Source organism: Amycolatopsis eburnea (assembly GCF_003937945.1).
In the GTDB taxonomy this organism is placed as follows: Bacteria; Actinomycetota; Actinomycetes; order Mycobacteriales; family Pseudonocardiaceae; genus Amycolatopsis; species Amycolatopsis eburnea.
Genome location: NZ_RSEC01000002.1, coordinates 1 through 18,527 on the forward strand (window position 1 = coordinate 1; position 18,527 = coordinate 18,527).

The 18,527-nt window shown below is 70.2% G+C and carries 25 protein-coding genes; 5 read left to right on the top strand and 20 right to left on the bottom strand.

The window, feature by feature from the left end:
* The 11 genes from EIY87_RS00010 to EIY87_RS00060 all read right to left on the bottom strand — a co-directional run.
* The coding region (locus EIY87_RS00010; RefSeq protein WP_148106205.1) for a hypothetical protein at positions 1–697 on the bottom strand (697 nt) is incomplete at its 3' end.
* A gap of 64 nt (positions 698–761) precedes the next feature.
* Positions 762–1,490, bottom strand: coding sequence for a recombinase family protein (locus EIY87_RS00015; protein WP_225439619.1), 729 nt, complete (start codon positions 1,488–1,490; stop codon positions 762–764).
* Positions 1,491–1,502: 12 nt separating this feature from the next.
* Positions 1,503–2,321, bottom strand: coding sequence for a hypothetical protein (locus EIY87_RS00020; protein ID WP_125305542.1), 819 nt, complete (start codon positions 2,319–2,321; stop codon positions 1,503–1,505).
* A gap of 61 nt (positions 2,322–2,382) precedes the next feature.
* Positions 2,383–2,634 carry a hypothetical protein gene (locus EIY87_RS00025; RefSeq protein ID WP_125305543.1) on the bottom strand — a complete coding sequence of 84 codons (252 nt, stop codon included), beginning with the start codon at positions 2,632–2,634 and terminating at the stop codon, positions 2,383–2,385.
* On the bottom strand, positions 2,631–3,071 hold the full coding sequence (locus tag EIY87_RS00030) for a hypothetical protein (protein ID WP_125305544.1): 441 nt from the start codon (positions 3,069–3,071) through the stop codon (positions 2,631–2,633). Before EIY87_RS00030 ends, EIY87_RS00025 begins: the two co-directional genes overlap by 4 nt.
* A complete protein-coding gene (locus EIY87_RS00035) occupies positions 3,065–3,556 on the bottom strand; it encodes a hypothetical protein (protein WP_125305545.1) in 492 nt (163 codons plus the stop codon). The genes EIY87_RS00030 and EIY87_RS00035 overlap by 7 nt, the downstream gene beginning before the upstream one ends.
* Positions 3,556–3,984, bottom strand: coding sequence for a hypothetical protein (locus EIY87_RS00040; RefSeq protein ID WP_125305546.1), 429 nt, complete (start codon positions 3,982–3,984; stop codon positions 3,556–3,558). The genes EIY87_RS00035 and EIY87_RS00040 overlap by 1 nt, the downstream gene beginning before the upstream one ends.
* A gap of 149 nt (positions 3,985–4,133) precedes the next feature.
* Positions 4,134–5,225: a hypothetical protein gene (locus EIY87_RS00045; RefSeq protein ID WP_125305547.1), complete on the bottom strand. Its 1,092-nt coding sequence runs from the start codon at positions 5,223–5,225 to the stop codon at positions 4,134–4,136.
* A 324-nt stretch (positions 5,226–5,549) separates the two neighbouring features.
* Positions 5,550–6,521, bottom strand: coding sequence for a hypothetical protein (locus EIY87_RS00050; RefSeq protein ID WP_125305548.1), 972 nt, complete (start codon positions 6,519–6,521; stop codon positions 5,550–5,552).
* A gap of 659 nt (positions 6,522–7,180) precedes the next feature.
* On the bottom strand, positions 7,181–7,756 hold the full coding sequence (locus EIY87_RS00055; protein ID WP_125305549.1) for a hypothetical protein: 576 nt from the start codon (positions 7,754–7,756) through the stop codon (positions 7,181–7,183).
* Between the two features lie 186 nt (positions 7,757–7,942).
* On the bottom strand, positions 7,943–8,791 hold the full coding sequence (locus EIY87_RS00060) for a hypothetical protein (protein WP_125305550.1): 849 nt from the start codon (positions 8,789–8,791) through the stop codon (positions 7,943–7,945).
* A 227-nt stretch (positions 8,792–9,018) separates the two neighbouring features.
* Between EIY87_RS00060 and EIY87_RS00065 the strand changes: the two genes are divergently transcribed.
* Positions 9,019–10,185, top strand: coding sequence for a helix-turn-helix domain-containing protein (locus tag EIY87_RS00065; RefSeq protein ID WP_158641262.1), 1,167 nt, complete (start codon positions 9,019–9,021; stop codon positions 10,183–10,185).
* 82 nt (positions 10,186–10,267) lie between these two features.
* Positions 10,268–10,717, top strand: a complete 450-nt coding sequence (locus EIY87_RS00070) for a hypothetical protein (protein WP_125305552.1) — start codon at positions 10,268–10,270, stop codon at positions 10,715–10,717.
* A 21-nt stretch (positions 10,718–10,738) separates the two neighbouring features.
* On the opposite strand, the gene EIY87_RS00075 is transcribed toward EIY87_RS00070, so the two are convergent.
* The 7 genes from EIY87_RS00075 to EIY87_RS00100 form a co-directional block, all read right to left on the bottom strand.
* Entirely contained in the window at positions 10,739–11,146 is a 408-nt protein-coding gene (locus EIY87_RS00075) for a hypothetical protein (RefSeq protein ID WP_125305553.1), read from the bottom strand.
* Between the two features lie 313 nt (positions 11,147–11,459).
* A complete protein-coding gene (locus EIY87_RS00080; protein ID WP_125305554.1) occupies positions 11,460–12,041 on the bottom strand; it encodes a DUF3800 domain-containing protein in 582 nt (193 codons plus the stop codon).
* Between the two features lie 70 nt (positions 12,042–12,111).
* Positions 12,112–13,041, bottom strand: coding sequence for a nucleotidyl transferase AbiEii/AbiGii toxin family protein (locus tag EIY87_RS00085; RefSeq protein ID WP_125305555.1), 930 nt, complete (start codon positions 13,039–13,041; stop codon positions 12,112–12,114).
* 5 nt (positions 13,042–13,046) lie between these two features.
* Positions 13,047–14,195 (bottom strand): type IV toxin-antitoxin system AbiEi family antitoxin domain-containing protein, encoded by a 1,149-nt coding sequence (locus EIY87_RS47960; RefSeq protein ID WP_404799981.1) that lies wholly within the window; start codon positions 14,193–14,195, stop codon positions 13,047–13,049.
* Between the two features lie 60 nt (positions 14,196–14,255).
* Positions 14,256–14,405, bottom strand: coding sequence for a hypothetical protein (locus tag EIY87_RS47505; RefSeq protein ID WP_158641263.1), 150 nt, complete (start codon positions 14,403–14,405; stop codon positions 14,256–14,258).
* Entirely contained in the window at positions 14,381–14,731 is a 351-nt protein-coding gene (locus EIY87_RS00095) for a hypothetical protein (protein WP_125305556.1), read from the bottom strand. Before EIY87_RS00095 ends, EIY87_RS47505 begins: the two co-directional genes overlap by 25 nt.
* A gap of 62 nt (positions 14,732–14,793) precedes the next feature.
* Positions 14,794–15,024 (bottom strand): hypothetical protein, encoded by a 231-nt coding sequence (locus EIY87_RS00100; RefSeq protein ID WP_225439620.1) that lies wholly within the window; start codon positions 15,022–15,024, stop codon positions 14,794–14,796.
* 148 nt (positions 15,025–15,172) lie between these two features.
* Between EIY87_RS00100 and EIY87_RS00105 the strand changes: the two genes are divergently transcribed.
* The gene (locus EIY87_RS00105; protein WP_191983888.1) at positions 15,173–15,442 is read left to right on the top strand and encodes a helix-turn-helix domain-containing protein; all 270 of its coding nucleotides are present in this window, start codon (positions 15,173–15,175) and stop codon (positions 15,440–15,442) included.
* A 15-nt stretch (positions 15,443–15,457) separates the two neighbouring features.
* Here the strand turns inward: EIY87_RS00105 and EIY87_RS00110 are convergent, their stop codons facing one another.
* Positions 15,458–15,928, bottom strand: coding sequence for a hypothetical protein (locus tag EIY87_RS00110; RefSeq protein ID WP_125305557.1), 471 nt, complete (start codon positions 15,926–15,928; stop codon positions 15,458–15,460).
* Between the two features lie 84 nt (positions 15,929–16,012).
* On the opposite strand from EIY87_RS00110, the gene EIY87_RS00115 reads away from it, so the two are divergent.
* A complete protein-coding gene (locus EIY87_RS00115; protein ID WP_225439621.1) occupies positions 16,013–17,179 on the top strand; it encodes an NUDIX domain-containing protein in 1,167 nt (388 codons plus the stop codon).
* 16 nt (positions 17,180–17,195) lie between these two features.
* On the opposite strand, the gene EIY87_RS00120 is transcribed toward EIY87_RS00115, so the two are convergent.
* Entirely contained in the window at positions 17,196–17,387 is a 192-nt protein-coding gene (locus EIY87_RS00120) for a hypothetical protein (protein ID WP_125305558.1), read from the bottom strand.
* A 670-nt stretch (positions 17,388–18,057) separates the two neighbouring features.
* Here EIY87_RS00120 and EIY87_RS00125 point away from each other — a divergent pair.
* Positions 18,058–18,501: a hypothetical protein gene (locus tag EIY87_RS00125; RefSeq protein ID WP_125305559.1), complete on the top strand. Its 444-nt coding sequence runs from the start codon at positions 18,058–18,060 to the stop codon at positions 18,499–18,501.
* Positions 18,502–18,527: the final 26 nt, after the last annotated feature.

Sequence of the window (18,527 nt, forward strand, 5' to 3'; positions counted from 1 at the left end):
CGGTCTCCAACAGCAGCTCGACGAGCGGGTCCGCGGGCGGAACGGACTCGTCGTTGAGGGACTCGGCAATCCGGCTCAGCGCGCTCACGGGGATCGATGAGGCAGCCAGGCCGTCGATCAGGCGCCGGTAGCGGGCCCTGGTGACCGGGCTGAATGCTTCGAGCTGGGCCTCGCGGTCGGGAGAGTGCAGCCGCCCCGGGCCGGGCGGCGGCTCGGGCCCGTCGTCGACGACGGGCCCGGTGTAGGGCAGGACGTGCCGGATGATCGGCAGGGTGTTGGGACCGACGTTGCGAACGCCGCGCAGTGCCGCGTCTGGACAGGCTTGGACCTCCTCGACGTAGACGAAGCCGTGGCGGACGAGCGGGGTGTAGCCGCGGCCGCTTCCGTCGGCGGCGTCGAGGATCTTCTGCTGGCGGGTGTGCAGCAGCGTTCGGGTCTGGGCCATCGGCTGCAGCGTCCAGCCGGTGATCTCGTCGTTGCCGTAGAGCGAGCGCAGCTGTTCAGCCATCTCGGACGCGCCGACGACGTGCAGGACTCGGGCGGGCCAGACCCGGCATACCCGGGCCTGGCCGAACGGGCTCTCGTCGTCGCCGGCGGTTTCCCAGCGTCGTCCGTTGCGGTCGTAGCTTTCGAAGCTGTTTGCGATCCGGATCGCCTCGCGCTCCGGCGAAGGCGGCTGCCGGGGACCGGTGGTCATGGTGCGTGGGCTCCCGCGGCGAAGAGTTCGGGGTAGGCGTTGCGGTACTCGGCGGTGCCGTTGGTCATGCAGTTCGTCGCTCCCCATCGGGGTCGTGGTCCTGGTCGTCATCGAGGGTGGCTGCCTCAGCGAGCAGTTGCTCGGCTTCGAGTTCGGCGAGATAGCGGTACAGCGTCGCCCGGCTGACGCCGTGCAGCTTGGCGACCGCGTCGACGTCCATGCCGGAGTTGACGGCAGCCTTCGCCGCGCGCAGCGCGTCGTCGCTCAGCTTCCGGGGCCGGCCCGGCGAGCCACCGCGGGCTTCGAGGGCGGCGCGGGCGCCGGCGGCGCGCTCCAGCATGAACGTGCGTTCCATCTGCGCGAACAGCGCGAGCATCGCGACAGCGATCTGCGCCATCGGCGAGTCGTCGCGTGTGTCGATCGGGAACGGGTCGGACAGCGTCCGCACACCGATGTCCTCTTCGGTCAAGTCGTGCACGATGTTGAGGCACTCGCGCATGTTGCGCCCGAGCCGGTCCAGGTTCGAGGCGGTGATGGTGTCGCCGGGCCGGACGTAGGCCAGCAGCCGTTTCCAGCCGTCGCGTTCGGTGTTCGCGCCGGTGCGCTTGTCCACGAAGATCCGCTCGTCGGGGATGCCGGCGGCGGCCAGGGCGTCGAGCTGGCGGGTCAGGTCCTGCTTCTTGGTCGAGACGCGGGCGTAGCCGAGCTCCAGCCCGGCCGGTGCCTGGCGGTCCTGGGCCGGTCCGTCGTGGGTGGCCGGCGCCGCGGTGGTCTTCTTGTCGCGGGTGGTCAACGGGGCCTCCGGTCAGTACGTGAGGGACTGCAGCAGCGCGTCCGAGGAGTCGGCCTTCGCGCCGTAGATGGCGACGTGCCACTCGACGCTGAGCCTGCGGAACGCGCGGAACCCGGCGTAGTCGAGCTCGACCTCGCGCGCCTGGCCCTCGCCGTCGGCGGCCGCGGCCGCGGCCGCGGCGTCGATCCGCTCGAGCAGCAACGCGGTGTCGGCGGCCGGGCCGGGGCCAGCGGGTTCGGCGACCGGGACCAGGCGGCCTTCGTGGTCGAGCAGCCGGTCCGGCCGGTGCTCGGTGGCCGACTGTGCGGCGGCCGCGATGGCCAGCAGTGCCACCGCGGTCTGCCACGCGGCCAGCGAGGCCTCGCTGGCGTTGTCCGCATCCGCCTCGCGCCACGCGTCGACGAACGCGGCGATCTCCGCCAGGAGCGGTGTGCGTTCCTTGAACGGCGTGGTCTCGGCCTGCGTCAGCAGCGCGGCCGCGGCGGTCAGCAGCTGCAGCTGGCCGCAGGTCAGGCTCGTGATGTAGACGCCCATGTGCCCGACGCCGGCGTGCGACAGCGCGGTCTCGGTCCGGGCCTCGTCGCTGTCGTCGCCGACGTGCCACATCAGCGGCTTGTGCAGGAAGGCGACGTCGAGGGCCTGTTGCAGCTCCGGGGCGACGAGCTGGTCGGGCAGTCGCCACGGCTCGTCGCCGTCCTCGACGTCGTCGTTGGCGTGGCGCAGCGCGCCGGCGAAGTCGACCGCGCGGCCCAGCCGCCGGTAGAGGTCGGGGTGGTCGGGGATGAGGATCCGGACCGTCTCGTCCGGCTGGGGTTGGTCAATGGTGGTCATCTGCGGAATTCCCTCGTCGAGTGGGTGCGGGCAGCGGGTGGAGCGGGGACGCGCGGCTCGGCTATCGACGCCCCTCGGCGGGACGGAACAGCACGGCCACCGGCTGATCAAGCTGCGGGCCGGACTCGTGGGTTGCAAGGATGGTCACGAGGTTGCCGAAGCACAGGCGGCACAGCTCGTGGCGTGGCGTCCGGGGCTGGCCGTGCTCGTCGAGCACTTCGACGTCGGCGTCGCGTTCCCGACAGGCCCTGCAGTCGTTGCGCGCGTGCGGGTAGGGCAGGACCGGGCTGGCCGGCTGGTCAGCGGCGGTCATCGTGGGTTTCCTCGGGGAGCGTCGGTGCGCTGGTCGCGCAGTTCCTCGGTGAGCAGCCGCAGCGCGGCGACGCCGATGTCCCACTGGCCCTGGATCCCGTGCCGGGCGACGAAGGCGTCGACGAGGGCGTCGGCGGTGTCGGCTTCGCCGGCCAGGTGCCGGGCGACCGCGCGGGTCGCGGCGAGCACCGCGGGAGGGACGTCGGTACGGCTCGGCGCGTAGAGGTCGGGCTGGGCCCAGCCGCCGCGCAACAGCGCGTCGGCCACCAGCCGCGGCCCGAGGTGGGCCAGCCGCTGCATCTTGAGCTCGCCGGCGCGCGAGGGTGTGCGACCGAGCCAGTCGGCGAGCCGGGCGCCTGCGGTCTTCGGGGCGTCGATCGCCTCGGTCGCGATGCTGACCAGCGTCTCGGCGACCTCGTCGTTCCGGTCGCTCACCATTTCCGCAGCCCTTCGTATTTCCGCCGGGCGCTGATCGCCTGCGTCAGGATCCGGCGCCGAAGTTCGGCCAGGCTGCGCACGCTCTGCATCCGGGTTAGCTTCAGTTCCTCGGCGACGTCGAGCAGCCCCTCCCGGTCCAGTTGCAGGCCGGCCAGAAAGGCGGCGCCCTGGGCCTCGGTCTCGATCTCCCGCAGCTGCGCGGCGACCGACGCGGCGTGCTTGTCCTTCGGGAAGAGCATCAGCTCGCGCGGGGCGTCGACCGTGGACAGCTCCAGGTAGCGGTCCTCCACCTCGAGACCGTTGCCGCGGCCCCAGTCGACTTGGCCAAACCCGATGCCGGTCACCAGGAACGAGTCACCGTCCGGTGTGACCGCGATGAGCGGCTTGTCGGCCGGGATCCCGGCCAGGTACTCCCGCAGCTGCCCCGCCGTCAGCGGCGCCGCCGTGGCGTCGCCGGCGGAGGCAGTGTCCGACTCGGCGCCCATCACTCGTTCCCGAGCGGGTAGACGGTCTGCGCGACCGTGTCCAGCGCGGTCGCCGACACCCGGACCGCCTTGCGGGCCTCGCCGAGCACGCGGGCGGCCTCCCGCGCCGTCGCGGCCGCCTTCGGGTCGCCGTGGCCACGGTCCCGGCTCGGGGTGTCCTCGTGGTAGAGCGTCCGGTCCTCCGCGAGCCGGGTCATGCCGTCGGCGAGGCGGTCGAGCACCTCGTCCTGCAACCAGGTCGCGCCGGCGAGCGTGTTGCTGACGCGCCGGACGGTGGCCGCCCACTCCAGGGTGTGCTGGTGCCGGGTGGCGTTGCTGATGTAGCGGGTCAGCTCGCGAATCGCCGTCGCGGCTTCGATCACGGTGTCTTGTGAGTGCGGGCCGTCGTAGGGGAAGCGGTCTTCCACCCAGCCGTCCACGTCCGACATCCTCGGCTCCAATCTCAGAATCTAACTCCGTAGCAGGGTTTTGAGACTACCTTATGAGACCAGATTCTGAGACGTCCCGACCAGGGGTTTTGTTACGACCACCCGAACGGCGCAGGGCTGTCTCAAAACCATGGTTTTGAGACAGGCAGTCAGAGGAAGGTCGGATCCTCGCGGGCGTCTTCGGGCGGCAGGGTCCAGGTGGCCGGCTCGCCGAGGCTGCTGTGTTTCATGACGAGTTCGACGTCGAGATACATCTCGTGCAGCAGCTGGGTGCGGGCGTACTCGGCGAGGGTGTCCTTGCGCAGTTCCTCCGAGTAGGACTTGACGAGCGGGGCCATCAGCTTCCACCGCTGAGCGGCCGTCGCGGCTTCTTTGGGGAGCACGCCTTTGAAGAAGTCGATGATCTTCGGCATCTCGCCGTTGATCGGGTGGAGGTCGAAGCCGAGTTCCTCCTGGACTTCAGTGAGGTAGCGGCGGTCGGTCTTGTCCGGCAGGGTGAAGAACTGGCGCCGGGTCTGCTGGACGCGGAATCCGAGGTCCTTGGCCATCCAGAACAGCCAGGGGTGGCCGCGGCGGCAGATCAGGGCGGGGACGATTGGCAGGCCGGGAAACTCGTCTACGGCGAGGGCTGCCTTGTGCAGCAACTGGTGGACTTCGGCGTGCCGGGGGTAGAGCGTCAGTCTGCGGTTCTTCATCTCGATCAGCACCAGGTGTGTGGCCGGCAGTGGTAGGCGCGTGGTCGGGTCGATCACGGTCTGCCAGGCGCCGTTGTCGACCGGGCCGGGGAACTTCAGGGTGCCGATCCGGCTGATCTCGCCGAATTTGCCGTCGGAGTTGACCGGCATGAAGCCGTCGCCGCGGCGCATGGCCTCGGTGAGGGAGTGGGCGACGACGGCTTCGCCGGCGTCGCCGATGGTGGGGATCCACCGGTCGTAGCGGGCGTAGAGCATGCCCTTGCGGCGGGCCGCCCGGGAGATCGCGGTGGTGCGCAGGCGGGTGTCGGCGGTGCTGAGCAGGTCGACGGTGGCGCCGCCCTTGGTGGGGTGCGTGATGTGCAGAATCCGGCCGGCCCGCTCAAGCTCGTTTTGGGCGAGGGTCAAGATGTGGGGGTTGAAGTGGATTTTCCGGAGGTTGGTGGGGTCGAGCCAGCCGAGGTCCCAGAGGCGCGCTTCGATCTCGGAGTGGGGCATGACCAGCTGCTCTTCGAAGGTCTGCTCGATCGCGGTGCGGGCGAGCTCCACCCAGCCGGCCAGGTCAAGGCTGCGGCCGCGCCCGTGTGCTGGATTTTGCATTTCCTCCCCCCGCGGCCGCCCTATATAGAGGTTTCTCTGGTCGGTCCTCCTGCCGACGATTTATAGGACCCCACCGTGGTGAGCTTGACCAGCGGATTACCTCGTTCCGGCGCTGAGCGGAGCTGGCTCTGCGACGAAGCCGCGTAGTTGTTCGTCCGAGCAGGTCAGTCTGGATACAGGAGAAGGCCCTGGGGTCCGAGTTGGACCGCCAGGGCCTTCGTTCAGTGGATCACCGCTCGGAGACCGACCGCGAGGACAGGCGGCCGCCGCGCGTCACAACCGCGTCATCCACGGCGCTGCGGTGCCGGAGGGCAGCTGCACGTCTTCGGCCGTCACGAGCTGCTCGGCGCGGTGGGGGACCTCGCCCGGGGCACCGAACCAGTGCACGTCGTAGTGCGTCGGGCCGCCACCGGCCGGCGCCCACCGGCAGCGATCGATCTCGGCCAGCACCCGGCGGCCGCCATCCTGGCAGGAAACCACGGTCCCGGGCGGGAATCCGCCCTGCGAGCTGCACAGCATCGCATCCAACGTCGCCAGCGCGCCGGGCATCGCGATGCCCTCGGCGATCGGGTAGCCGTCCCGGCCGACGTCGTACGGCGTGAGAGCGCGTCGGATGTTCGCCAGCGCGATCTCGGCGTGGCGACGCCGGCGCGGGTCGCTGGTGTCGGCGGCCTGCGTCTGCAGGATCGTGCGTGCCTGCTCGACCAGCTCCACGGTCGGTGCGTGGCGCTGGTCGCCGGCGAGCAGCCGGGCGTGGCGGTCCAGCTCGGCGAAGGCGGCGTCCACCGGCGCGGGTTCTCCGGCCGCGGCCAGCTCGGCGAGAACCTCTGCGTTGGGCACCAGGTCCGGCCAGTCGTGCATCGCGATCGTGTAGAGCACGCTCAGCGCCACGTCCCGCGTGCGGCCGAAGTAGATCAGCCCTTCCGGCCACCACCCGGCGAGGTGCTGCGCGCGGCGCAGCGGATCCGCGGCGCTGTGTGCCTGGCGCTGCACCTGCTCCGGCGCGATTGATGCCCACCGGCGCCGGATCGTCCAGTAGTAGCGCTGGTTGGCGTGCAGCACGCCGAGCCGGCACCCGCGGGGCGGCTCGGGCGGGAAGGCGTACCAGTCGATGCCCGCCCACTCCGGGCGCTGCTCCCCGACGGGCCGCGGCGCGGTGTTCTCGAAGTGGGCGGCGGTGTAGGAGATGCCGGCTTCGGCGGCGCGGGTCCTGGTCGCGCGCTTGCGGGCCTTGTTCGCGGTCATGGTCTCTGCTCCCTCGACGACGGGCGATCCCACGCATCCCCCGCCAGGAACAGGCGACTGGCAGACGACGGCTGTCTTCGTCGCGCGAGTCAGGGACCCTTCGGTCCTCGTCACCGCCTCAGCGTGGGTGAGGTCGGCTCGGAGTCAGGCCAGCGCGGGCGGCCGGCCACCAGCGTAGTGGCGCGCACCGACAAAACCCGGCTCGCGACAGGCCCGAAACCCGGAATTCCCGGTTCCGGGCCCACCAGGGCAAACGTCGAGCCCCGGCCGCCGTGAACGTCTGGCACGGTGGCCCGCCGGTCAGGAGCGACTTGCGAAACCGCCAACTCTGACCGCGGTCGAACCGTCTCGCTACGGTGCGACGGCACCCGCGCACTGAGCGACCCCCGAAACTCCCTGACCAGCCCGAATGCGAGTTTTACGACACTGGAACGCTCACCGAATACACACGATGCGACTAACAGAACAGCGCCAAGCGTGTTTGCAAACTCGAAACTGGGTTACGCTCGTGTTGTCGAGCCGCCCTCACCGCGGTTTGGCAACGAGTAGAGGAGCTGGAAACTCGTTAGGAGCGCGTCGCCGCGGGCGTCGCGCGAGTCGCAAGGCCAGGTGCACCCGGGGAATACTGGGACCCTGGCCTTACGCATGTCCGTACCCGGTCAGGTCCGGGTCTCCACCTGCAGCTCCAGCACGCAGCCGGCCAGGGGCTCGAAGAACGTCTCGTTGCCGTGCAGCCGGGCCCGTACGGCGCCCGCCACGATGTCGGACACCCACAGCAGCGGCTCGTCAACGCCTGGGGTGTGGTCGAGCCGGAACCGCGCGCCCTTCGGCAGCATGAACCGGGCCTGCTGGACCGTGCGGATGTCGCGGGCGTTGAGCTGGATCGTCCGGCCCTCGGCGATCAAGTGCTCGACGCCGGCGCCGTGCAGCTCTGCGACCAGCCGCTGCAGGCACAACGCGCGGCCGCGCTCCTGGCGGCGCACCGGCACCGGCGAACCGACGGCGACGAAGTGCAGCTCGTCGACGTCGGCGACCCGCTTGGCCGCGTCCCGCCGCTGTGCCTCGGTCAGCACCTGCCAGTGCAGCTTGCCCGACCGTGGTCCTCGCAGGTCCAGCATCAGCTGGCGCAGCTCGGCGTGCCGATCGACGGGCAGCACCGCGGCGGCGAGCACGTAGAAGCCACCGCCGTCGTCCTCGTGGAACGACTCGTCGGCGAAGGCCTGCAGCACGGACATCGGTCAAGCGTAGGCCGGGGGCCCGACAGGTCCCGGCGCGCACGCGCGCTCCGGCACGCGCACTCGGACGCGATCACGAGCCGGAGTCGCGGCCGTCGGGCCCGGAACCCGGAATTCCCGGTTCCGGGCCCACCAGGGCAGATGCGATGCCGGAGACATGGGTGCCGAAGCTGGCCACCTCGGGATTCACCGCGTGGTGGCGTCGTAGAGCCGGCCGATCAGCGCGGAGGGCGGGGCGTGGCCGTAGCGCTCGAACAGCACGTCGCGGATGTGGTGGCGGCGCGCGGTGCGATCGTTGATCACGGCGAGGCCATCGTCCTGACGCAGCACCTCGATCAAGATGGGCTCGTCGGCCTCGACGTTCGCGTAGGCATCGCGGGCGCCCTGCTGCACGAGGGCCTGGGCCTGCTGCAGGATTCGCCAGCCGAAGTTCGGCGGGACGGCGGGATGCTCGCCGCGGAAGACTTCGGCGAGTTCGCCGGTGCGGGCGCCGGCTTTGGCGTAGCCGTCGCGTTCGCTCTTGCGTGTCAGCTTCCGGTACTCCGGGTCGGCGACGAGGGTCTCGACCAGCTCGTCGATGGCTTCCTGCTGCTGCGGGGTGGGGTGCCCGGCCGGGGTGGCCTCCTCGAGGGGAGCGCCACGCCAGGTGTGCAGGACCCCGTCGGCGAAGAACTGGACGACCAGCCCATCACCGATCGCGGCGTGCCCGTCCTGGTCGACCTCGCGCGGGTCGGCGACGTAGGCGGCGTAGATCGTGCGGACGCCGCGACGTCGCGCGCTGTCGAGGAAGTACCCCAGGTCGATGTCGGTGTCGCCGAACGGGCCGACCGTGGTGCCCACAACACCGGCGGTCGGGGACGGCAGTGCTGGCCAGACCTCGACGAACTGGCCGCTGCCGTTGCCGAAGCTGCCCCACAGCCACGGCATCCGCCGGTCGACTGCCATGCGCACCTGCGCGAGCACGGTGCCGTCTTCGGCCACGAACTCGGTCTTCGGAATCTGGTTGGTCGCCGGCGCCGCGGCCTGGGTCTCCATGGTCGTTCCCCTCACCCGTGTAGTCGTGCTGCCGAGCACTGTCGATCATGAAGTCACCGCGGTCCGCTGCCAGTCATCGACAGCGGCGTGCCGCCACCGACCAGCCGACCGGCCCAATCTCGCAGCCCACGGCAACGCTACTTCACACTAGCCGTTCAACGGAAGATTTAGCCCGTTCGAACGGGAACAAAAGCCGTTCTGCTGTCGTTTTAGCTGGCATGTCGACCATGCTGCAGCACTTGCGCGAGACCGCCCACCTCAATCAGCGGGACCTGGCCCAGCGAGCCGGGGTCAGCCAAGAGACCGTCAGCCAGCTGGAGACGGGCAAGTCGGCCCGGCCTCGACTGGAGACCTTGACCAAGCTGCGGGATGCCCTCGAGCTCGGGGACATGCGAGCAGAAGACCTGCTGGACCCCAGCCCGCTGGCCAGCGACCCGGAGCTGGCGCCGGCCGCGGCCCGGCTCATCACGCTGCTGAAGGTGCTGCCCGCCTACCGGTACGGGACGTTCTCGAAGTTCTGGACGGAACTGTCCCGCCACCTGGGCTACCAGGACCTCTACCCCGCGAGCCACCTGAGCGGGCACCTCGAGGCGGCGATCGGCGCCACCCACAGCACCGCGGAGATCGAGCTGGCCGCCTACACCCTGATGTTCCTCGATCCCGACGACGCCGGCACGCTGCAGATTCTGACCGACCACTCCAGCATCGGGCCGGAGCGGCAGGTCGCCTACCGCTGGTGCCGCGACGTCACCGACGCGGCCTGGGTCCTGCACCGGGCCGCGATGACCTCCTACCCCGAGCAGGTCGGCCAGCTCTACGGCGAAGCCGGCGAGACCACCGACCCGAAGCGGCTGCGGGAACTGTGCGGCAGCGTCTACGACATCGTTCGCTCCCGAGCCTTCCCGCGGGCCGCGATGGAGGAACAGATCACCGCGTTGCGGTCCGACCCCTCCGACGAGGTGCGCCACGCCGTGGCCAAGAGCGGCGACACCGAGGTCCAGCGCGCCGCCCTCGACGTGCCCGCCGCTTGGCCGGGACTGTCCCTCAACCCCGGCCTTACCCCGGCGGTCGGCGAGCAGCTGCTCGACGCGGTGCTCGACGCGCTCACCGGACGCCACGCCACCCTCGCCGGGAAGACCCTGCACAACCTGTCCGAGCGGGCCGACCTGCCTCGTCCGCTGCTGGATCGCATCAGCAGCACCATCGACCGAGACGACTACCCCGACATCGAGGGCGGCTGGGTCACCTCGGCGGTGCTCGGCATTCGCAACACCCTGCACGACCTCGACCACCAGGCCGACGACACGACGCCCGAACACCAGCCTGGGCTTCGGCTCGTCACCGACGAGCCTGCGCCGACCGCGTGGTGGCGGCGTTTCTTCGCGCGTCCCTGAGCTGTGTCAGCGGCCCGCTCGCCCACGTCGGGCGAGCGGGCACGAGTTGCCGCGGACCAGGTCGAGAGCCACGGTGGTCAGCATGGCCGACGACGCTGGTGAAGGCACGCCGATCTCGCTCGAAGACGTCCTGCACCACGGCCAGCTACCGGTCGAGCCGGGCGGCACCGACCTCGGGGACGGTGTGCGGCTGAGCCCAGGGCACTCGCACGTTGAGAACGCACAAGTCACCGCCTTCGAGCACAAGATCTACCGGGACGACGTCCACATCGGCAGCGTCGACTACGACGCCTGCCACGCCTGCCGGTGCGTGATGCTCGGCGAGATCGGCCTCGTTGACAACGAGCAGCGGCGCGGGATCGGGACCCGGGTCCTGGCGCAGCTGCGCACCGAGCTGCCCAGCTATCGCTGGTTCATCACTCCGGAGAAGACGAGCTCGCGGCCGTTCTGGGCTCGCATCCGCGCGACGTACCCGGGCGAATACCTGCTCGGCGCCCGTGAGCACCTCGGGTGCTGGCACTTGCTGTTCTGAGCCTGCCCGCCGTCGCGGGTGTTACTGACGGTCGGCCAACGGGCCCGCCGGGGGTGAGGTCGGCTTCGGCAAGGCCGGGGCGGGGTCCTCCGGTGCCCAGCATGGCGGCGGCGTGGGTATGCCGTCGTCGCGGCGCAGGCTCTTCACCGGTCGCACGCGCTCGTCGAACCACAGCTCGACGCTGGCGATCGGCGGTGCTTCCTCCTCGCGTGGCGAGACCTGCAGGCGCCAGGTGGCCGCCGGGCCGCCGCGTTCGGCGAACCAGTCTCGCAGCAACTGTTCCAGGTCGATGTCGTCCGGCGGGCCACCGAGCAGCCCGCTCTGGGGTGACCAGTACTCGCCGTTACACAGGAAGTCGATGTCCCACCGGTACGCGGGGCCGTCCCCGACCGACGGGCACCACGAGGGTCGCGTCCACGTCACCGCCATGGCCGCAATCGAACACTTGAGCTAATCGATAGGCAAGTGTGGCGCCCTGGCCTGCACTGATGTGCCAGATAGCTGTGACACCTAGATGCAGCACATAGACGCACATGAACGCACATACATCGGAATCCGCTGTTACTCTTGGCGTTGCCAAGCCGCCGTGATCGCGGCTTGGCAACGAGCAACCCGCCGGGCCGCGTCCTTGACGGTGTGCTCGTTGAGAGCGAGACGTCGCGGACGTCGCGCGAGTCGCAAGGCCAGGTGACCTGGGGCATGACCGGGAGCCTGGCCTTACGCATGTCCGAGGTCTGCGCGATCAGGTCGGGGTGTCGACCTGCACCTCGTGCACGCAGCCGGCCAGCGGGTCGAAGAACTCCGCGGTGCCGTTGATCCGGGCACGGACGGCGCCGGCCACGACGTCGGAGATCCACAGCAGCGGCTCGTCCGCGCCGAAGCGATGCTCGATCCGGCACCGGCTGCCCGCGGGCAGCCGGTGCCGGGTCGCCGTGACGGTGGCGATGTCGCGGGCGTTGAGGTCGGCCTGGCGGGCTTCGGCGACCAGCACGCCGACGCCTGCGTCGTGCAGCTCGGTAACCAGCCGCTGCAGGCACAGGGCGCGGCCGCGTTCCTGCCGCCGGGGCCGGACCGGGGTCCCGACGGTGACGACGTGCAGTTCGTCGAAGTCGGCGATGCGTTTGGCGACGTCGAGCTTCTCCTGGTGGTCCATCGGGTACCAGTGCAGCTTGCTGCCTCGTCGGCGGCCGCGGATCTGCAGCATCGCCTCGCGCAGCTCGTCGTGCCGGTCGGCGGGTAGCACCGCGGCCGCGAGCACGTAGAAGCCGCCGTCGGTGTTCTCGTGGAACGACTCGTCGGCGAAGGCCTGCGGCGGCGGCTGCATCCGTCAAGCGTAGGACGAGGTCCCGACACTCTTACGTGTCGCATCCGGGCGGCCACTCCCGGCGCGGCCGTCACCCCCACCGACGGGTCTGCGGGGTCCACGAGCCTGAGGGTGGGGTCGGCTTCAGGAGCGGGGTGAGGAAGGCATCCATGAGCGGCTGGACACCTGCGAAGGTGTTCAGCTCGCTGGGGAGCTCACGCACCTTCTTGGCGATCTCGCTGTAGCCGGCCCGCCAGGCGCTGTTGGGCACGGTGAACGTCGCGGGAAGTTCGAGCACCATCCCGCGATCGCGACGGCGATGAACTTCCTCAAGCAGGGTGGCGTGCAGCATCGCGCCGTCGAACGGGGAGTTCAGCGCGATGATGGCCAGGTCGGCGAGGTCCTTATAGCGGGTGGAGTCGTTGCCTGCGATCCGGTGCTTCTCGTACATCGCGCAGATCTTCTCGGCGACGTGGTCCTCGAGCGGGAACATCCGCACCTCGGGCCAGACGTCGCACTCGACGTTGAACGGCGCGTCGAGAGGCTCGACGACCACGGCGCCGCGGGGAAGGTGTCCGGAGACGACGACGTCGACCTTGACGTCGCGGCGCAGCTCGACGTTGCCGAACATCGCGCGGAAGTAGACGGTCCGGGTGGGCCGGTCGGGATGCGGCTGATCGGTGGTCTTCTGGTGCCGGAAGAGGATGTGGTCGTCGAGCTCGACCCCGGCCGCCTCGATCAAGGCGGCGACCGCCTCGTCGGTGCTGTCCTGGTCGCCGAGCAGGTCGATGTCGGTGGAGTAGCGGGCCGCAGGCCAGCGCACCAGCAGCGCCTGGCCGCCCTTGAGCACCCAGCGGCCGGGGTCGGCGTGAAAGACGCGCGCGAGCAGCCGCCGGTGGTAGTACAGGTCGGTGAGCTCGCCCGCGTTCACGCCTGGGGTGGTCGCGGCCGCGTTCTTGGCGCGGGTCTTGATCGAGTTCTTGTAGCCGCTGGGCGTGAGCGGCCGCCCGTCACGCGGCACAGGCGTCAGTCGTCGTTGGTGTCCAGTTCGTCACGGGAGGCATCTTGCCGGGCTGCAGCGATGAGCGGCGGACCGGCCGCGACGGACCGGGCGATCTGCTGCCTCAGTTCTTCGCCGCCGGGACCTTGCAGGGCGATCGTCGCGAGGGCACGGCTCAGCCCGTCGACGTCCGGGCTCGTTATCGCGCGGATCTTCTTGCGGAACTCTTCCATGGCGGGGCTGTTGCGCATCATCTCGGCGAGAGCGCTGCCCCACGCGTCGGTTGTCGGTGCGGTGATGCTGCGCAAGTTCGCACGCAGCTCGTCCGCGGCCGGGGCCATCGCGGCGGCGACGATCTGCTGAACCTCCGGCTCAGTCCACGCCGCCGCCGCGGATCCTCCCTGGCTCTTCGCCTGCCCATGCCCAGCCGGGCGGACAGGGAGGTGACCGTTCCGAGCAAGGAAGTCGTTGACGAAGCTCTCGGCGGATGGCGGCCGTCGTGGCCTGGGCCGGGTGGCGAGGTCGTCGACGGTGAGGTCGATTTGCTCGAGCAGGTGTTCCAGCAGCGCGGTGCCGGTGAGCGGGCGGACGCGGTAGCGCCGGGCGTAGGGGGTGATGCGGTCGGCGAGGGTGTCCAGCCGTAGCTGGCCGGCTTCGACAGCTTCACGGATGATCGTGGCGATGTGGCTGCCGTCGATGTGCTGGTCGAGCAGGTCGCAGACGGTGCGCAGCATGGTCGTCACGGGCAGCCCGTCGACGAGGGTCACGTCGTCGTCGGTGAGGCTGTCGTCGATCTTGAACCACAGGTCGGTGTCGCGGCTGGTGCGCCGGCGGGGGACGGTGAAGGCGATCTCGTTCTCCACCAGTTCGCCGAAGCCGTGCAGGCGGGCAGACGTGCCATGGGAGAGGACCCCGTCGTCGGGGTCGAGGGGTTCGCGGTTCCAAGCCCACTCGGTAGGCCGCAGCGCGAGCCAGGCCGCTTGTTCGGCCTGGTGGCGGTGGGCCGCTGCGGTGGTCGCGACGTACACACCGCGGCGGACCAGGTCGAGGAAGCCGGCGTCCTTGAGCCGGTAGAGCGTGACGGCGTCGATCCCGAGGCTCTTCGCCTGCCGGGCGGTGACCATGCCCCACTGCTCGCCGACGTAGTCGCCGAGCAGCTCGAAGGCCTTGTCCATCTCCACGCATCGAATACTACCCATACGGGTAGCACTGATAACAGACAAAAACAGCAATCATTACGCCTTGAAGGTAATTTTTGCTGTTTTCAAACGTAACTTTTGCCGATCAAAACCGTAGCTTTCGTCGCCTTCCATGCCACGAAGTGGCCCGCTCGGCAGCTCGCCGACGAGCGCGGAGGCGATCAGGCCGCGGTTGGCGGATGCCACCGCGGCCGCCGTCCGGCGGCGCGCGCGGCCTGCTGGCGGCGCACCTGCTCGTGGGTGATCGGCCAGGTGTCGTCGGGGATCCACGCGGGCTGCTGATGCTGCTCGCGGAGCTCCTGCTCGGCGGTACGGAACTCCTGCTCGGCGGCGAATACCTCGTCGGCGAGGGTCGGCATCGTGTGCAGGCGGCGACCCTCGTGCCAGCGGTGCATCATCGCGACGATGTCCAGACCCTCAGCGTGGGGTGCGAGGTCAATCTGGGCGCCCCACGCCCACAGCGTGAGCACGAACGCGTCGTCGGCCAGCGCCGTCCGCTCGAACTCGGTCATACCTGTGCTGTCGCCGCGACGGTCGCAACCGCTACACCGACCGACTCGGCAGAGGGAGCTGCTCACCGCGTGACTGGCGCCGGCGAGCGCACCATGCATAGCGGGCACGGCATGCCCGCAAGGGTGTCGACGAGGTCGGCCTGGCCGGGCCGGATGACCAGTCCGCAGTAGGCGACCAGGGCGGCGGGTCTGTCATCGCCGAGCGGGATGGGGATGAGGTGCACCTCGCGGTCGGTCTCGCCGACAACCCGGCCGCCGGGCAGCGTCACGCCGCGGCGCAGGCGGGCGAACACGATTCCCGCAGTGTCGGCGGGTGGCACGGGTCGACGAGCTGGCCCCGGGATTGGGTCCGTCATTCTGATGACTATAGACATAAGACTCATCACCTTGTGTTGATCGTCTCTGGCGTTGATCGACACAAGGTCGATAGGCATACGCCTCGTGTCTGACCAGGTCATATCGGAGTTCGCTCGCGCGCTTGGCGAGCGTGTCCGCGCGGCCCGGCAAGCGAAGGTCCCCAAGGCGTTTAGCCTGGAACGCCTCGGTCGGCGCAGCCGGGTCCACTGGACCTACATCGGCCAGATCGAACGCGGCGAGGCCAACCCCTCGATCGTCGTCCTGGCCCGCATCGCGCACGCGCTCGAAGTCGATCTCGCCGAGTTGGTGGCCGGCCTTCCCGAGCCGCCACCGGGCAAGGATCCCGACGAGTAGTCCACAGCGGCCAGGTCAGGCGGAGCGGCGTCGCGGAGGCTTCGCCGGGTCGATGAGGTAGCCCACGATGTCCGAGCTCGCGCTGTCGAGGGCCAGGACGTGGTCGCGGATGAACCGCAGCATGGCCTGCAGCTGCTCAGCGGTCGGGAGTTCGCCAGCGGTGTTGGCGACGGCGGCGATCTGGTTGATGTTGCCGCCGACACTGGCAAGAGCGGCGCGGGCCTGGCGGATCTCGTCGCGCAGTTCCTCGAGCTCGCGGCGCGGCACGTCGCCACCGTGAGCGTGTCCGGTGGCGACGTCGAGCGCGGCCCGGCACACCCAGGCACCGACGGCGAGGCCGCCGTCGGCGTCGGCGGCCTCGCGGACGAGGTCCCACTCGTCGCGGGTGTAGCGGATGCGGCCGCCGGAAATCCGCGGCAGGCCTCCGTTCGGACTGCGGTGTCGTCGGTTCATCGGCGAGGCCGGCTTCGGTTGCGTATCCCCCATGAACCCCATCCTGCCCACCCCTTGCCCGACTGTACGATTTTACATACAGTTGCCTGTACGAGATTTCATACGGGAGGTTGAGCGGTGCTGAACTACAACAAGGACGCGAACGCCCGGCGCGGTGGCGTCGACCTGGTCATCTCGCTGACGAAGGACCAGGCCGACGCGCTCGGCGACGCCGTGACCGAGTTCGGCGAGGCGCTGGACACGGTGCTCGTCGGCCTGGCGGCCCTGCGCTCCGGACGAGACCCGATCCGCGCCGGTGGCCCGAGCCTGAAGGACACGCCGGTCAGCGCGGGCACGATGTGGCAGGAGTGGGTGCTGCAGGACGTCGCGACGCTGACCTCCCGGCTGGAGGGCGTCCAGGCCGCGACGGTGCGGGCCCACGCGGAGGCCGGCGGCTCGTTCGGCGCGCTGGCGACGGCGATGGGCGTGGCGCGCGCGACCGCGCAGTCGCGACGCACCGAGCTGCTGCGCGGCGAGCCGGACGCGGCGGAGCTGTGGGCGACCGGGAAGACGGCGCCGGTTGACCACCCGGGCGTGAAGGTGCCGGCGAACATGCGCTCGTGGTCGACGCCGTGGCCGGCGTACCTGCCGGTGGACATCACACCCGCCGAGCTGCAGACGACCGGGCTGACCGCCAGCGTCCTCGAAGGCTGGGCCGAGCCCTACCCCGAGATCGACGACGTCCCGGACTGGCAGGCCCGGCACGACCAGGCGCTGGTGCGGTTCGACTTCGACGACCGGTGGCGGCCGCTGAACCCGCAGGGCCGCGCCGGGCGGACCGGACGCAATCTCGGCAAGTGGGGCGAGAACGCCGCGGCGGACCCGATCGTCGTCGCCGGGACCGGCGAGGACCGGCGCGTGCTGCTGATCCGCCGCAAGGACGTCGGCCGGTGGGCGATCCCCGGCGGCATGGTCGACCCGGGCGAGACCGCACCCGCCACGCTCGTGCGGGAGCTGCGCGAGGAGACCGGCGTGGACCTCGCGGCCACGACGCCGGTCGTGCTGGGCCGGGCCGTCGTCGACGACTGGCGCAACACCGACCACGCCTGGGTGGCCTCGACGGCCGCGCTGTTCGAGCTCGAAGAGACCGTCCCGGCCACCGCCGGCGACGACGCGGCGGACGCGCGCTGGTGGCCGCTGCCCGACGACGTCGACGAGCTCGCCGCGGCGCTGGCGTCCGAGGGCGGGCTGTACGAGCCGCACCGGCCGTTGCTGCGCCAGGCGCTCGAGCACCTCGCCCGCTGAGCGCGGCCGCGCTCGGCTACTCGGTCCGGATGAGCAGCCCGATGTCGAGCGACTTCTCGATGCCTTCGAGGCGGTCGGCGATCTCGACTTGGGCGGCCAGCATGCCGAGTTGCAGCAGCTGCTCGGTCGAGGCGTCTTCGCCGAGTTTGCCGTGGAGGGCGTAGAGCGCGTCACGGGCGATGATGGCCGGAGTCGGCGTGAGGGACATGGCCTCGATCATGGCAGCCCGCCGGTCACGTTCGCGGCTTCGACAGGCGGCCGACCAAGAGGTGTGGCCGGCGCCGCTCACGAGTGCACGGCGACGTCCGTCCGTTTCCGTCGCACGCGCGGCCCGCCGGCCCGAGGCACCCGGATCGGGCCGTCAGGCCCGAGCGCAGGAAGGTTCCCTTCCTGCATATCTTGCTCTGCATTCGACGCGGTTCTTTCGTCAGTACGGAATCGGTTGGTCTAAGGTATCTACGACACTTTTTCGTCAGCACGAAACCCGGGTCAAAACTCTTGCAAGAGGTGCTGCGGGAAAGTGGGGCGGTGTGGCTGTAGTGGCCGTGGCGGGGTTGGAGTGCCGGGGGAGGGTGGCCGGCGGGCAGGGTGAGGCGGCGGGCCGGTAGGGGCTGGTAGGCAGGGCGAGGGTGCGGGGTGGGCGGTGGTCGGGCGGGGCAGGGTGACCTCGTTGACAACGCACCGGGCCGCGGGACGGCGGGGCAGCGAAGCGCAAATTGCGCCGTAAGAATTCGTCACAACGAAAGTCACGTATCGTGTCGATACCTTAGCTCAAAGTTGTTGATCTTGGCGTTCGTGACGCCCGGATTCGGGTCGCGGATTTCGCTATCGTCGAAGGTGAGGGGATTTCGTTGTGACGGAAGCGAGGGGCCGGTTCGATGGGTGAGGCGGACACGACGACGGTGCGGTCGACGACGACCGAGCGGACGAATCCGCAGACCTGCGGAGCGTGCGGGCGGGCGCTCGTGCAGTACGGCCGGGGGCGGCCGCGGCGGTACTGCGACGCGACGTGCCGGACGCGGGCGTGGGCGATCCGGCGGGCTGCTGAGCAGCTGGGCAAGGAACTGCCGGCGCCGGTGGTCGAGGTGCGGGAGCAGACGCTGACACGGACGGTCGCGCCGCGCGGTCCGCGGGTGCCGACGGATCCGCGAGGGTGGAACACGATGCTCGACGAGCTCGCGCAGCAGCTGCGCAGGCCGGCCTCGATCACGAGCGCCCGGCATTGGGATCACCGCTCGATCTACGAGCACCTGGTGCGCGCGATGGCGGCGCTGGGAGAGGCACACCCGGGCGGTCTCGATCGGCTTTCCGCTCGCCGGTAGCGACGGCCGAACAGCGTTAAGCGCGG